The sequence below is a fragment of the Methylobacterium sp. WL103 genome, from assembly GCF_008039885.1.
In the GTDB taxonomy this organism is placed as follows: Bacteria; Pseudomonadota; Alphaproteobacteria; order Rhizobiales; family Beijerinckiaceae; genus Methylobacterium; species Methylobacterium cerastii.
The window spans coordinates 1-14,103 of the sequence record NZ_VRUX01000060.1; the positions used below are offsets into that span (position 1 = coordinate 1).

The following is a 14,103-nucleotide window of genomic DNA, read 5'->3' on the forward strand; positions in this document are numbered from 1 at the left end:
GGCGCTTGGCCCCGGATGCCGGAACGCCCTCATTCGACGCGCGGCGCGGCCGGCGGCCGTGCGGCGGCGTCGAGGAGTGCGGGCGGCACGGACACAGGCACGGGCGGATCCGCGGGACGACATAGGATTGCGCACAAGGTTGTATCGGTTGCGCGGTCAACCAACCAGCGGAGTCCGGCGGGGCGCCGGTGAATCGGCCCAGCCGTCGCATTTCGGATACAAGCGTCCGTGGGGTGCGGCTCGATCCGATACGGGCTAGAACGTGTGGACCTCGCGCCCTCCAGTTTCGTGAACGGACGACCATGCCAGGCACGCCCCGCGTCGGGATCATCCCGGTGACGCCCTTCCAGCAGAACTGCACCCTGATCTGGGACGCGGCGACCAAGGTCGGCGCCGTCGTCGACCCCGGCGGCGACCTCGACCGGATCGAGGCGGCCATCGCCGAGCAGGGCGTGCGCGTGGAGAAGATCCTGCTGACGCACGGGCACATCGACCATGCCGGCGGCGCGGCCGAGCTGCGCGAGCGCCTGGGCGTGCCGATCGAGGGCCCGCACGAGGCCGACCGCTACCTGCTCGACTCGCTGCCCGAGACCGGCGCCAACTACGGCATCGACGGCGCCCGCGTCGTGACGCCGGACCGCTGGCTCGACGAGGGCGACGCGGTCACCGTCGGCCCGCTGGCCTTCGACATCCTGCATGCGCCGGGACATTCGCCCGGCAGCGTGGTCTTCGTCAGCCGCGATGCGCGCTTCGCGCTGGTCGGCGACGTGGTGTTCAAGGGCTCGGTCGGACGCACCGACCTGCCGGGCGGCAACCACGACCAGCTCATCCGCGCGATCAAGGAAAAGGTGCTGCCGCTCGGCGACGACCTCGCCTTCATCCCCGGCCACGGCCCCACCGGGACGCTCGGCGAGGAACGGGTCTCGAACCCGTTCCTGCAGGGTTGAGCGCGATGGAACAGCGCCCCCTCGGCCGCTCCGGCCTCGCCGTCGCCCCCCTGTGCCTCGGCGCCAACGTCTTCGGCTGGACGGCCGACGAGACCACGTCGTTCGCGATCCTCGACCGCCTGGTCGAGGCGGGCCTGAACTTCGTCGACACGGCCGACGTCTACTCGCGCTGGGCGCCCGGTCATGCCGGCGGCGAGTCGGAGGCGGTGATCGGGCGCTGGTTCGCCGCGCGCGGCCTGCGCGACAGGATCGTGCTGGCGACCAAGGTCGGCATGGACATGGGCGAGGGCCGCACCGGCCTTGCGCCCGCGCGCATCGCCGAGGCCTGCGAGGCGTCGCTGCGCCGGCTGCGGACCGACCGGATCGACCTGTACCAGTCGCATGCGGACGACGCGGCGACCCCGCAGGAGGAGACGCTGCGCGCCTACGAACGCCTGATCCAGGCGGGCAAGGTCCGGGCGGTCGGCGCCTCGAACTTCTCGGCCGTTCGCCTGCGCGAGGCGCTGGCGATTTCGGAGCGCGAGGGCCTGCCGCGCTACGAATGCCTGCAGCCCGATTACAGCCTCGCCGAGCGCGGCTACGAGGCCGATCTCGAGCCCCTGTGCCGCGAGGCGGGGCTCGGCGTCATCGGCTACTTCTCGCTGGCGGCCGGCTTCCTCACGGGCAAGTACCGCTCGGCGGAATCCGCCGCCGGCCGCGCCCGCGAGAACCGGGTTTCCAAGTACCTGACGCCGAAGGGCTTTGCGCTGCTGGGCGTCCTCGACGCGGTCGCCGCCGAGCACGACGCCACCCCGGCGCAGGTGGCGCTCGCCTGGATCATGGCCCGGCCCGGCGTCACCGCGCCGATCGCCAGCGCGACCTCGACGGCCCAGCTCGACGAGCTCGTCGGCGCCGTGACCCTGCGGCTTTCGCCGGACGCGGTCGCCCGGCTCGACGTGGCGACGGCGGGCGGGATTCAGGTCTAACCCGGCGTTAACGCGGCGCGGTCAGAACACGGGAACGAGCTTGGCCGTGCGTGCCCGGAAACGATGCAATTTCAAGGCGGAACGCCTATATGGGGCGGACTGATCGAATCGCAGGCGGGGCTGCTCCCAAGCGGGCGCCGGACCCTCGCGCTCAGACCCGCCTGCCCGAGGACCTTGATGTCTGACCAGAACCCGAACGACCCGTCCCAGGGCGCCGTGCCACCCGCCGAGTTCGTCGACGCCTACGGCGCGGAATCGATCCGCGTGCTCAAGGGCCTCGATGCGGTGCGCAAGCGCCCAGGCATGTATATCGGCGACACCGACGACGGCTCTGGCCTCCACCACATGGTCTACGAGGTGGTGGACAACGCCATCGACGAGGCGCTGGGGGGGCACGCCGACCTCGTCACCGTGACGCTGAACGCCGACGGCTCCTGCACCGTCTCGGACAACGGCCGCGGCATCCCGGTGGACATCCACAAGGAGGAGGGCGTCTCGGCGGCCGAGGTCATCATGACCCAGCTGCACGCCGGCGGTAAGTTCGACCAGAACTCCTACAAGGTCTCGGGCGGCCTGCACGGCGTCGGCGTCTCGGTCGTCAACGCCCTGTCGCAATGGCTGCGCCTGCGCATCTGGCGCAACGGCAAGGAGCACACGATGGAGTTCCGCCACGGCGACGCCGTGGCTCCGCTCAAGGTGGAGGGCCCCGGCGAGGGGCGTAAGGGAACCGAGGTCAGCTTCCTGCCCTCGACCGACACCTTCACGATGATCGAGTTCGACTTCGCGACGCTGGAGAAGCGCCTGCGCGAGCTCGCCTTCCTCAATTCCGGCGTCCGGATCGTGCTCACCGACGCGCGCCACGCCGAGCACCGGCGCGAGGAGCTGTACTACGAGGGCGGGATCGAGGCGTTCGTGCGCTACCTCGACCGCTCGCGCAAACCCATCGACGGGGTCAGCAAGCCGGTGATGGTGCGCGCCGAGCGCGACGGCATCCGCGTCGAGGTGGCGTTGTGGTGGAACGACTCGTTCAACGAGACCGTGCTGCCCTTCACCAACAACATCCCGCAGCGCGACGGCGGCACCCACATGGCGGGCTTCCGCGCCGCGCTGACCCGCCAGGTCACCGGCTACGCGGAATCCTCCGGCATCGCCAAGCGCGAGAAGATCACCCTCACCGGCGAGGATTGCCGCGAGGGCCTGACCGCAGTGATCTCGGTGCAGGTGCCGGACCCGAAGTTCTCGTCCCAGACCAAGGACAAGCTCGTCTCCTCCGAGGTGCGCCCGGCGGTGGAGAACGTGCTCAACGAGGGCCTGTCTAACTGGCTCGAGGAGAACCCGTCCCAGGCCCGCTCGGTGATGAGCAAGGTGATCCTGGCCGCCTCCGCCCGCGAGGCCGCGCGCAAGGCCCGCGAGACCGTGACCCGCAAGGGCGCGCTCGACATCGCCTCGCTGCCGGGCAAACTCGCCGACTGCCAGGAGCGCGACCCGAGCAAGTGCGAGATCCTGCTGGTCGAGGGCGACTCGGCCGGCGGCTCGGCCAAGCAGGGCCGCGACCGGACGTTCCAGGCGGTGCTGCCGCTGCGGGGCAAGATCCTCAACGTGGAGCGCGTGCGCGCCGACCGGATGCTGGGCTCGGCCGAGATCGGCACGCTGATCACCGCGTTGGGGGCCGGGATCGGGCGGTCCTCGACCGACCGCGAGGGCTTCAACCCGGACAAGCTGCGCTACCACCGCATCATCATCATGACCGACGCGGACGTGGACGGCTCGCACATCCGCACCCTGCTGCTGACCTTCTTCTTCCGGCAGATGCCGGAGCTGATCGAGCGCGGGCACCTCTACATCGCCCAGCCGCCGCTCTACAAAGCCGAGCGCGGCCGCAAGGCGCTCTACCTCAAGGACGAGCGCGCGCTCGAGGACTACCTGATCGACCAGGGCGTCGAGGGCGCGACGCTGACGCTGGCGTCGGGCGCCGCGTTCGGCGGGCCGCAGCTCAAGACCCTGGTCGAGGAGGCCCGCGCCTTCCGCGGCATCCTGCTGAACCTCCACACCCGCTACGACCGCTCGGTCGTCGAGCAGGCGGTGCTGGCCGGCGCGTTCCGGCCGGAGGCGGCCGAGCATGCCGGCGAGGCCGAGGTGCTGGCCGACGTGACGGCCAAGCGCCTCGACGCCATCGCCGACGACATCGAGCAGGGCTGGCAGGGCGAGGCGGCCGACGGCGGCTACGTCTTCGGGCGGACTCTGCGCGGCGTGCGCCAGGTCGCGACGCTGGACGCCGGCCTGATCGCCTCGCAGGAGGCGCGGCGCCTGGTCGACCGCGCCGACGCGCTCCGCGAGATCTACGGCGAGCCGGTGACGTTCTCGCGCAAGGGCGAGTCGACGGTCCTGCACGGGCCGGCCGCCCTGTTCGAGGCGGTGATGGCCTTCGGCCGCAAGGGGCTGCAGCTCCAGCGCTACAAAGGCTTGGGCGAGATGACCGCGCAGCAGCTCTGGGAGACGACGCTCGACCGCGACATCCGCTCGCTGCTCCAGGTGAAGGTCAAGGATACCGAGGAGGCCGGCGACCTCTTCGTCAAGCTGATGGGCGACGTGGTCGAGCCCCGCCGCGAGTTCATCCAGGAGAACGCGCTGAGCGTGGCGAACCTCGACGTGTAAGACTTATCCAGGGTGCGGCGGCGGTCGAACCACGGAACGCTGCAGGTTCGCCGAGATGTCTCGGCGTGGCCGCACTCTTCAGATCTGAAAGCGATCCCGCCTTTTCCACAGGAGAATAAGTCTCTCGTCGAGCAAGTCATAACCTTGCTCAGCGTCGGTCGGACGTTTTGACTTGGGAAAACTTGAATGTTGGCAATGCCTTTCTCTGATATTGCATGCGCCGTTTCGTCGAAAATTTACTGTCATGCTTTTTAATTTGTAGAAAAAGTGCTAGCTATGCGCGGCAGAAGGCTCGCAACGGGCCGGCATGCCGTGGAGAAGTGTCGCTGCGATGGCTTGGACGTCCTTCCGAAACGTGCTGTCGCCGACACCGCCCGCTCCCTCGCCTTCCCCCTCGCCCCAGCGCGAGGCGTCCGAACGGGCTGCCCGGGCCGATCGAGGCCTGCCGCAGGCCGACGTCCGCGCCGCCGCCTCCACCGAGCGCGCCAAGCCCAAGTCGGAAACCCTCCGCTCCTCGCTCGACTCGATCGGCCAGCGCGACGAGATCGTCCGGCAGCGGATCGAGGCGATGGTCGATCGCCTGGACGACCTCCGCACGCTGCAGGACGACTTCTCGTCGATCCTCGAGCCGATCATCAGCATCAGCGACGAACTCCCGCGCGCCAGCATGCGCATCGCGGAACTCGAGACGTCGCTGGCCCAGGAATTCCAGTCCGGACGCACGATCCGCCTCGAAGTCGCAGAGCTGTCGACGCGCATCTCGACCCTGGCGGGCGAACTGTCGGATGCGCTGGCCCGCGCGAGCCGGGCCGAGGATCATCTGCAGGCCGGGGAGGCGACGGTGGCCACGCAACGCGTGGAACTGCGCGACAAGACGCTCGCCATCGAGAACCTGGACCGTCAACTGTTCGCGGAGATCGAGCAGACCAAGGCCCTGACCGGCGAGAACAAGGCGCTTCGCCTGGAGGCTCAGGCCGCTGACAGCGCCCTCGCGCGATCAGAACACGATCTGCTGGGCGCCCGGGAGAGCCTGAGTGCCTTGGAGCAGGAAAGCCGTAGGCTCCAGGGGCTGAGCGAGGAGCAGGCCGGGCAGCTCTCGGAGCTGGCGGCCCGGCACCGGAACCTGGAAGGGATCGCGGAGGGCGAACGGCAGCGCCTGCGCGCCGTCGAAGCCCAGCTCGCCGCCGAGACGGCTTTGCGCGAGCGCAACGAGGCGCAGCACGAAGCCGAGATGACGACGCTGCGCACCGAGCGTGCGGGCTTGGCGATGAAGCTGGAGGCGGCGACCAACCGGGCCGATTCCCATGAGCAGCTGCTCACGCAATCGCGCAATCAGCTGCGCGAGAAGGACGAGGCGCATCGCATCGCCGACCGCAACTTCAAGGAGGCGAGCATCGCCCGCACGACCGCGGAACGGCGCCTCGACTCCCTCCAGAGCGATCTGGCCCGTCAGACGGAACGCTTCCTCGAGATGCAGCGCCTGCGCGCGGAACTCGATGCGCGATGCGACATGCTCAGCAAGGCGCTGGCCGCGAAGGATGCCGCCCTGGAGCAGGCAGGCGTGCGCAACGCGGCCCTCACCGAGCGGATCGAGCAGATCGTTCATCGCCAGGAAGCCGCACGGACGGAGTTCGAGACGACGACGCGCCGCCTGACGGAGGATCTCCAGAACGAGCGCTCGGAACGCGCCCTCGTGCAGGGCGCGCTGGACATCGCCCGGGAGACCCGGGTCACGCTCCAGAAGCAGTACGAGGCCCTCAAGCGCTCCGGGCGCGGCTGGCGCGGCATGGAGGAGGACATGGGGCGGCCGGGCCCCGATGCCGCCCCGCAGGAACCGAGCAACGTGCGTCCGTTCCTGCATCCGGACCAAGCCAGCTAGCGTTCTTTCCGCGGACGTGGACGCCGGTCCTGCGAAAGAAAGCACGTCATAACAGAGACCTAGAGCCGCTCCCGCTTGCAGCGCGACAAGGAACGGCTCTATCCCCAACCGATCATCCGGGAATTCGCCATGTCCGACACTGCTCAAAAGGATGCGTCGTCGTCTTCGGGGTCCGCGATGATGCTGCGCGCGTGGCAGGTCAACGCGGGCAAGCCGGGCGAGAAGATCGTCAGCCTTCTGCCGTCGTTCGAGAACACGGCGGGCGGCGAGGCGGCGGGCGCGCCCGAAGGGGGCGGCGCCCCCCTGCGCGAATGGTCCTCCGCCATCGATCTCATCCAGGAGGCCAGCGAGGCGATCCGCATCGGCGAGCAGAGAGCCGCCGAACTGGAAGCGCAGCTCAACCACGTGGTCACGCAGGCCTCCGAGGAGATGCGTCGCCTCAACCAGCAGATCGCGGCCGGGGAACAGAAGTTGGCGCGCGCGGAGGAACGGGCCCGCCTCGCCGAGACCCGCGCCGGCGACGCCGAGGCGCGGGCTGGTGACGCCGAGGCCTGGCTGGTGCGCCTGCACGATGCGGTGTTCGCGGCCTTCGGCCAGAGGAAGGCGCAGGAAACGGATTCGTCGCACGCCGACGCCGCCGGCTGAGCGAGCCCCCCGCCTGTGTCGGATTTCATGGTGTCGGACAATTCGAAGGCCGGAAAGAGCGGCTCCGTCGTCCTCTACGTGCCTTCGCGATCGGCGGGGTTCGATCCCGAAACGGCGCTCAGGCTCATCGCCCAGGCCAGCGAGGGCATGCACCGCCTCGAGGCATGGCGGCAGACCATCCAGATCCAGGCCAACAAGCTGGTGTATCAAGTCCAGCGGGAACGCGAGGCGTTCGCGGCGGACATCGACGCATTGCACTACGAGATCGTCGTGTTGCGCCGGGAGGTTACCGAACTTCAGGCCGCCCTCACCGAGGCGAGGATCGCGAAGGACGCCTCGGCGATGCAGTGCGAGGCGGCCAGGACCCGAGCCGCGGATGCGGACCGGAAGACCCTCGCCGCGGAAGAGCGGGCGCAGACCGCCGAGGACTGGCTCGTGCGCCTTCAGGGCATCATCAGCGACGAGTTTTCCGCATCCTGAAGGTTCCCCTCGGCGCCGATCGCCCCGGACCCTCGGGATCGCTTCACCGGGTCTGCGTGTCGCCCTTCGCGGGCTTGGTGTTCGAAGACTCGGTGTTCGAAGACTCGGCCTTCAGGCAGGCATAGGTTCGCCTGAGCCAGATCTGCGCTTCGGCTTCCGCGGCCACCGCGATGGCGGCGCGATCCTCCGCAAGCCGCGCCCGCGCCTCGGCCTGCCGAAGCCGCTCCTCCGCCCCGTCGGCGCGCAGGCTGGCCGCCACGGCCGCGGCTTCGGCGGTGTGGGCTCGCCGCTCGGCCTCCTCCGTCTGATCAAGGCTGCGGCGGATCATCGCCCGCGCGTGCCGGGACATCGCCTGCGCGACGTCGTGCATCCGGCGAAGGTGCGCGCCGGCCTCGCGGATCTGCGCGATGGCCGACGGCCAATCGACCACCTGACCCGGTCCGGACGGTCCGCCCGCGACCTCCGGAGCCGCGAACAGAGGAACGACCGTGTTCGCCGCCGTCGCATCGGCCGCGACCCTCGAACGGCCGCGCCCGGCCTCGGCCGTCCGGACATCCGGCTCATCCGCCATCGGCGCGGCCGCGGGACGTCGCGCGACAGGGGCCATCAGGCACTCCGCTTCAGGTCCGGATCCAGGCCGAACTCGCTCGCGATCGTGTCGTAGACGCGGGACAGCCAGTCCTCGGCGATGCGCGCCCGCTCCTCCGCCGCAGCCACCCGCTCGTCCGCGGCCCTGAGCAGGGCATCGGTTCGGCTCTGGATCTCGACCACCCGCGCCTCGGCCGCCCGGACGCGCTCTCCGGCGCTCTTCACATCCTCGCGGACGCGTTCGAGAACCTCTTGGACGTGCATCTCCTTCTTCTGGACCGCGGCCTCGACCGCGCGGGTCTGATGGGCCGCGTGACGGACGCAATCGATCAGCTTCGACCAATCCTGCGACGGCGAAGGCCGCGCCGGGACGGCTGCGACGCTGCCGCCGGACGTGCCGACCAGCCGCAGTACGTTCGCGAGATGGCTCTCGGCGGCCGGCGCCGGCTCGGAGGCCTTCTCCCAAGGATACTCGTTCGCCGGACCCATCATGACCCTTCCGCCACCGCCACCGTCATCCCGAATATGCCATCCGCGGGCCGTCCGGGAGAAGCCGTCTAGGAAGCGTGAAAAGGCCGCCTTGTCCACCCGGACGATGCCATCCCGCCACGGGCGGATGTGCGACCGCGATCGGGCCGGCGCTCACCGGCCCTGTTCCGCCTGCGTGGGTCTCAGGCCGAAGCCGGCCCGGACGACCGCCGGACCGTGGGTCAGCTGGCGGCGCGCAACGGGATGACGTCGGCCAACGCCTGCTGCGCGGCCGCCTCGCGCTCGGCGGCTTCGAGGAAGGCGTGGGCCTCCGAGCGGCGCTCGAACACGTGCGGGGCGAGGCCGCGGCGGCTCAGGGCCTCCTGCATCTTCAGGCGCAGGAAGGCGCTCGTCGCGTAGCGCGTCGTCGTGAGGTAGTGGTACTTCGACAGGTACTCGATCATCTCGGCGTAGTCGTCGTAGAGGTTCTCGCCGATGCGGAACCCGTCGTGGTTGACCACCGAGTTCACCCGCTGCCCGGCCTTCAGGCAGGCGGTCTCGAGCACCTGCCGCAGGGCGTCGATGTCGCCCTTCGAGCGGACCTGCCAGCCTTCGAGGTTGACGAAGAGCAGGTTTCGGCCCGGGTCGTAGCTGACCCGGTCGGGCAGGTTGAGGTTCAGGAGGTCGGCCAGGAGCTCCATCGGCTCGTCGCGGAAGATGCGCAGGTCCATCGGGATCGGGTTCTCGATCACCGGCGTGAAGTCCATGTGGGCGAGGATGTCGCGGCCGATGTCGATGCCCGGAGCCACCTCGATCAGCTCCAGCCCGGCCTGCGTCAGGTTGAAGACGCAGCGCTCCGTCACGTAGAGCACCGGCTGGCGGCGCTCCTGCGCGAACGGCCCGCTGAAGGTGTTCTGCTCGACGGCCGCCACGAACTTGCGCGAGCGCCCCTCCTGCACGATCCGCAGGCGCCCCTCGTCGATCTCGGTGACGAGGCCGCCGGAGGTGAAGGTGCCGGCGAACACCACCTTGCGGGCGTTCTGCGAGATGTTGATGAAGCCGCCGCAGCCGTTGAGCCGGCCGCCGAAGCGGCTGGTGTTGACGTTGCCGGCGCCGTCGCATTCGGCGAGCCCCAGGCAGGTCATGTCGAGGCCGCCGCCGTCGTAGAAGTCGAACATCTGGTTCTGGTCGATGATCGCGTCGGCGTTGGTCGCCGCGCCGAAGCTCGAGCCCGAGGCCAGCACGCCGCCCACCGCCCCGGCCTCGGTCGTCAGGGTGATGTAGGGGGTGACCTTCTCCTCGTTGGCGACCGACGAGATGCCTTCGGGCGCGCCGACGCCGAGGTTGACCACGCCGTTCGGCGGCAGCTCGAACGCGGCGCGGCGCGCGATGATCTTGCGCGCGTCGAGCGTCATCTTCTTGAGGCCGGTCACCGGCACGCGGATCTCGCCGGCGAGCGCCGCGTCGTGCTGGACGCCGTAATTCATGCGGTGGTGCTCGGGCGGCGCCACCACGACGCAGTCGACCAGGATGCCCGGCACGCGCACGTCCTTGGGCTTGATCGAGCCCTGCTCGACGATGCGCTCCACCTGCGCGATGACGATGCCGCCGTTGTTGCGCGCCGCCATCGCCTGGGCGAGGTTGTCCAGCGTCAGCGCCTCCTTGGAGACGCAGAGGTTGCCCGACGGGTCGGCGCTGGTGGCGCGGATGAAGGCGACGTCGATCTTGGTGGCCCGGTAGAACAGCCACTCCTCGCCCTCGACTTCCACGACCTTGACGATCTCCTCGGTGGTCAGGGTGTTCACCCGGCCGCCGCCGTGGCGCGGGTCGACGTAGGTGTGCAGGCCGACCTTCGAGAACAGGCCCGGCTGGCCGGCCGCGCAGGCGCGGTAGAGCTGAGAGATCACGCCCTGCGGCAGGTTGTAGCCGCGGATGCGGTTGTCCTGGGCGGCCTGCGCCACCTTCGGCATCCGCCCGAAGTTCGCCGCGATCACCCGCCCGAGCAGGCCCTCGTGGTGGAGGCGCCCGGTGCCCAGCCCTTTGCTGTCGCCGGCGCCCGCCGTCATGATCAGGGTGAGGTTGCCGGGCGCGCCGGTCTCGACGAAGCGCTTCTCGAGGGCGGCGTGCAGCGCCTCGGGGATGCAGCTCTGCACGAAGCCGGTCGTCGTGACGACGTCGTCGGTGCGGATGAGCGCGATCGCCTCGTCGGCGCTGACGATCTTGTTCTTCTTCACGCCACTCTCCCTGCCGACGACCGTTCCGGTCTCGTTGCCGCTGTTCGGCGGCGCCTGTTGGGTCAGGCTCTATTCTTGACGGATCGCGACGGGATGGCCGCGCGAAACCGCATTCGGGGAGGTTAGGGCAAGCCGGCGCCACCCTGCAAACGAACATTATTTGTCGGGACGTTGAAATTAACTCGCTCGTCGGCCGAGAGAATATTGCATTCAGTCGGGCGGGGCCGGAACGCCAACCGCGGGCGGTCGCCGGGTCTCCTCGGCGAGTTCGGCCGGTCCGCGGCTCGCTGGTCAGCCGGCCGGCGCCGTGTCATGGGCTGAAGCCGTGACCGATCATCCCCACGCCCTCCCGGCCGCAGGCGCGGCCTTGTCATCCCCAGGCGCTCCCCTGCCGACCGAAGGCGCGGCCAGCCTCGGCTGGTCCGACTTCTTCGAGGACCAGCGCGCGCCGGCCGAGGCCGACTTCGCGCCGATGCGGATCGCCCTGGTCCACCGCTCCCGCCTGACCGCCCTGTCGACCGCCGGCCCCGTCGAGCTGCTGCTGCCGGTCCACGCCAGCACCGGCGACGTGACGGTCGGCGACTGGGTCCTGGCCGACCCGCGGACCCTGACCCTGCACCGGCGGCTGTCGCGCAGGACCGTGCTGCAGCGGCGCACCGAAGGCGGCAAGGTCCCGCAGGTGGCGGCCGCCAACGTCGACACCCTGTTCGTCGTCACCTCGTGCAACGCCGACTTCAACCCGGCCCGCCTGGAGCGCTACCTCGCGCTCGCCAACCAGGGCGGCACCGATCCGGTGATCCTCCTCACCAAGGGCGACCTGACCGACGACGTCGAGGCCTACCGCCGGCAAGCCGCAGCGCTCCAGCGCGGGTTGTCGGTGGTCGGCGTCAACCCGCGCAGCCCGGACGCCGCGGCGGCGCTGGCGCCCTGGTGCGGGCCCGGGCAGACCGTGGCGCTGGTCGGCTCGTCCGGCGTCGGCAAGTCGACGCTCGTCAACACGCTGGCCGGGCCCGGCCAGGACGCGCCGCAGGAGACCGGCGCGATCCGGGAGCACGACGCCAAGGGGCGCCACACCACGACGGCACGCTCGCTGCACGCGATGGCGGGCGGCGGCTGGGTGATCGACACGCCGGGGATGCGCACGCTCCACGTCAGCGACGCCGCGGAGGGGATCGAGACGCTGTTCGCCGAGATCACCGAGCTGGCGCCCGACTGCCGGTTCCGCGACTGCACCCACGCCCACGAGCCCGGCTGCGCGGTGCAGGCCGCCATCGCCGAGGGCGCCCTCGACCCCGACCGCCTGGACCGCTGGCGCAAGCTCGTCGAGGAGAACCGCGACAAGACCCCGGCGACGGCGCCCCGCCGCCCGCGCAGGCACTGAGCGCGCGACCGGTCTTCAGGCTTTCGGGGAGTCGTAACCGCGCCGTCCCGCGCGGATCGGCCGTCCGTGCGCACGGCGTCACCGGACCGTCATGCGCGGCGCCTATCCGAAGGCGGCTGAACTCCGATCGCCGTCGAGATCCATCATGTCCGATTCCGCCAGCCTGACGCCGCCCCGGGTGGGCGCCGAACCGCGGCGCGCCTCGGGTCCGACGCTCGATCGCGGCATGCATCCGGGCGGGATCATCGCCTTCCTGCTCGTCCTGGTGGCGGGCCTGGTCTACGCCGTCGTCAGCCTGATCGCCGACATGAACGCCGTCGGCCAGTCGCCGCTGGCGATCGGCGCCTTCGTCCTCCTCGGGCTCGCCCTGCTGATCGCGCTCGCCTTCGAGTTCGTGAACGGCTTCCACGACACCGCCAACGCGGTGGCGACCGTGATCTACACCCACTCGATGCCGCCGCTCGTGGCGGTGATCTGGTCGGGCGCCTTCAACTTCCTCGGGGTGATGCTGTCCTCGGGCGCGGTGGCCTACGCCATCGTCACGCTGCTGCCGGTGGAGCTGATCCTGCAGGTCGGGTCCGGCGCCGGCTACGCGATGATCTTCGCCCTGCTCATCGCCGCGATCATCTGGAACCTCGGCACCTGGGCCTTCGGCCTGCCGAACTCCTCCTCGCACGCGCTGATCGGCTCGGTGATCGGCGTCGGGCTCGCCAACCAGCTGATGGCGCCGGAGGGCTCCGCGACCTCGGGCGTCGACTGGGCCCAGGCGCTCGGCGTGTTCAAGGCGCTGCTGTTCAGCCCGCTCATCGGCTTCGTCGCCGCGGCGCTCCTGCTGCTGGCGCTCAAGTTCACCGTGCGGCGCAAGGACCTCTACGAGGCGCCGAAGGGCGACACGCCGCCCCCGCTCTGGATCCGCTCGCTGCTGATCCTGACCTGCACGCTGGTCTCGTTCTTCCACGGCGGCAACGACGGCCAGAAGGGCATGGGCCTGATCATGCTGATCCTGATCGGCGCCGCGCCGACTGCCTACGCCCTCAACCGCACCATGGCCGACGACACCACGCCGGCCTTCATCCAGACCTCGCAGAACGCCAGCACGGTGTTCGCCAGCCACGCCGGCACCACGGCCCAGCCCGACGCCGCGGCCGCCCGCAAGGAGGTCTCGGACGCCCTCAAGACCAAGGACCTGAACCAGCCGGCGGTCTACGGCGCGCTGGCCGCACTCTCCACCGACATCGCCGCCAACGTGAAGAACTACGGCGCGATCAAGCAGGTGCCGGCGGCGCAGACCTCAAACCTGCGCAACGACATGTACCTCGCCACCGACGCGATCCGGCTGCTGCCGAAGAACGGCGCCAGCTTCTCGGAGGCCGAGGCCGGCACGCTGAAGGCCTATGCGGGCCTCCTCAACGACGGCACGCGCTACATCCCGACCTGGGTGAAGGTCTGCGTCGCCCTGGCGCTGGGGCTGGGCACCATGGTCGGCTGGAAGCGCATCGTCGTCACCGTCGGCGAGAAGATCGGCAAGACCCACCTCACCTACGCGCAGGGCGCCTCGGCCGAGCTCGTGGCCGCCGGCACGATCGGCCTGGCCGAGGTCTACGGCCTGCCGGTCTCGACCACGCACATCCTGTCCTCGGGCGTCGCCGGCACCATGGCGGCCAACGGCTCCGGGCTGCAGATGTCGACCGTGCGCAACATGGCGCTGGCGTGGGTGCTGACGCTGCCGGCGGCGATCACCCTGGCGGGCGTGCTGTTCTTCATCCTCCGCCACGTGTTCTGAACAGGGCCGCGCGGGCCGCGACGCGGTCCGCGCCCTGGCTCGAAGGTTGCATGCCAGGGCGCCGACGCCCGGACGCAC

11 protein-coding genes are annotated in these 14,103 nt (G+C 70.2%); 8 read left to right on the forward strand and 3 right to left on the reverse strand.

Features of this window, described 5'->3' with window-relative positions; translation table 11 throughout:
• Window positions 1–302 precede the first annotated feature (302 nt).
• From FV222_RS06460 to FV222_RS06485, 6 genes are all read left to right on the forward strand, one after another.
• Window positions 303–947 carry an MBL fold metallo-hydrolase gene (locus FV222_RS06460; protein WP_147752742.1) on the forward strand — a complete coding sequence of 215 codons (645 nt, stop codon included), beginning with the start codon at window positions 303–305 and terminating at the stop codon, window positions 945–947.
• Between the two features lie 5 nt (window positions 948–952).
• The gene (locus FV222_RS06465; protein ID WP_147752743.1) at window positions 953–1,912 is read left to right on the forward strand and encodes an aldo/keto reductase; all 960 of its coding nucleotides are present in this window, start codon (window positions 953–955) and stop codon (window positions 1,910–1,912) included.
• A gap of 177 nt (window positions 1,913–2,089) precedes the next feature.
• Window positions 2,090–4,567 (forward strand): DNA topoisomerase (ATP-hydrolyzing) subunit B, encoded by a 2,478-nt coding sequence (gene gyrB / locus FV222_RS06470; RefSeq protein WP_210248460.1) that lies wholly within the window; start codon window positions 2,090–2,092, stop codon window positions 4,565–4,567.
• A 331-nt stretch (window positions 4,568–4,898) separates the two neighbouring features.
• On the forward strand, window positions 4,899–6,446 hold the full coding sequence (locus FV222_RS06475; protein ID WP_147752744.1) for a chromosome partitioning protein ParA: 1,548 nt from the start codon (window positions 4,899–4,901) through the stop codon (window positions 6,444–6,446).
• Between the two features lie 75 nt (window positions 6,447–6,521).
• Window positions 6,522–7,091, forward strand: coding sequence for a hypothetical protein (locus FV222_RS06480; RefSeq protein ID WP_238272068.1), 570 nt, complete (start codon window positions 6,522–6,524; stop codon window positions 7,089–7,091).
• A 27-nt stretch (window positions 7,092–7,118) separates the two neighbouring features.
• The gene (locus FV222_RS06485) at window positions 7,119–7,571 is read left to right on the forward strand and encodes a hypothetical protein (protein WP_210248461.1); all 453 of its coding nucleotides are present in this window, start codon (window positions 7,119–7,121) and stop codon (window positions 7,569–7,571) included.
• A 43-nt stretch (window positions 7,572–7,614) separates the two neighbouring features.
• Here the strand turns inward: FV222_RS06485 and FV222_RS06490 are convergent, their stop codons facing one another.
• From FV222_RS06490 to FV222_RS06500, 3 genes are all read right to left on the reverse strand, one after another.
• Window positions 7,615–8,001: a hypothetical protein gene (locus FV222_RS06490; protein WP_147752746.1), complete on the reverse strand. Its 387-nt coding sequence runs from the start codon at window positions 7,999–8,001 to the stop codon at window positions 7,615–7,617.
• Window positions 8,002–8,177: 176 nt separating this feature from the next.
• Window positions 8,178–8,651 carry a hypothetical protein gene (locus FV222_RS06495; protein WP_238272067.1) on the reverse strand — a complete coding sequence of 158 codons (474 nt, stop codon included), beginning with the start codon at window positions 8,649–8,651 and terminating at the stop codon, window positions 8,178–8,180.
• Window positions 8,652–8,869: 218 nt separating this feature from the next.
• On the reverse strand, window positions 8,870–10,861 hold the full coding sequence (locus tag FV222_RS06500) for a malonate decarboxylase subunit alpha (RefSeq protein WP_147752747.1): 1,992 nt from the start codon (window positions 10,859–10,861) through the stop codon (window positions 8,870–8,872).
• A 367-nt stretch (window positions 10,862–11,228) separates the two neighbouring features.
• On the opposite strand from FV222_RS06500, the gene rsgA reads away from it, so the two are divergent.
• Together rsgA and FV222_RS06510 are read left to right on the forward strand one after the other, a co-directional pair.
• Window positions 11,229–12,242: a ribosome small subunit-dependent GTPase A gene (gene rsgA, locus FV222_RS06505; RefSeq protein WP_147752753.1), complete on the forward strand. Its 1,014-nt coding sequence runs from the start codon at window positions 11,229–11,231 to the stop codon at window positions 12,240–12,242.
• A 145-nt stretch (window positions 12,243–12,387) separates the two neighbouring features.
• Window positions 12,388–14,025 carry an inorganic phosphate transporter gene (locus tag FV222_RS06510; RefSeq protein WP_147752748.1) on the forward strand — a complete coding sequence of 546 codons (1,638 nt, stop codon included), beginning with the start codon at window positions 12,388–12,390 and terminating at the stop codon, window positions 14,023–14,025.
• Window positions 14,026–14,103: the final 78 nt, after the last annotated feature.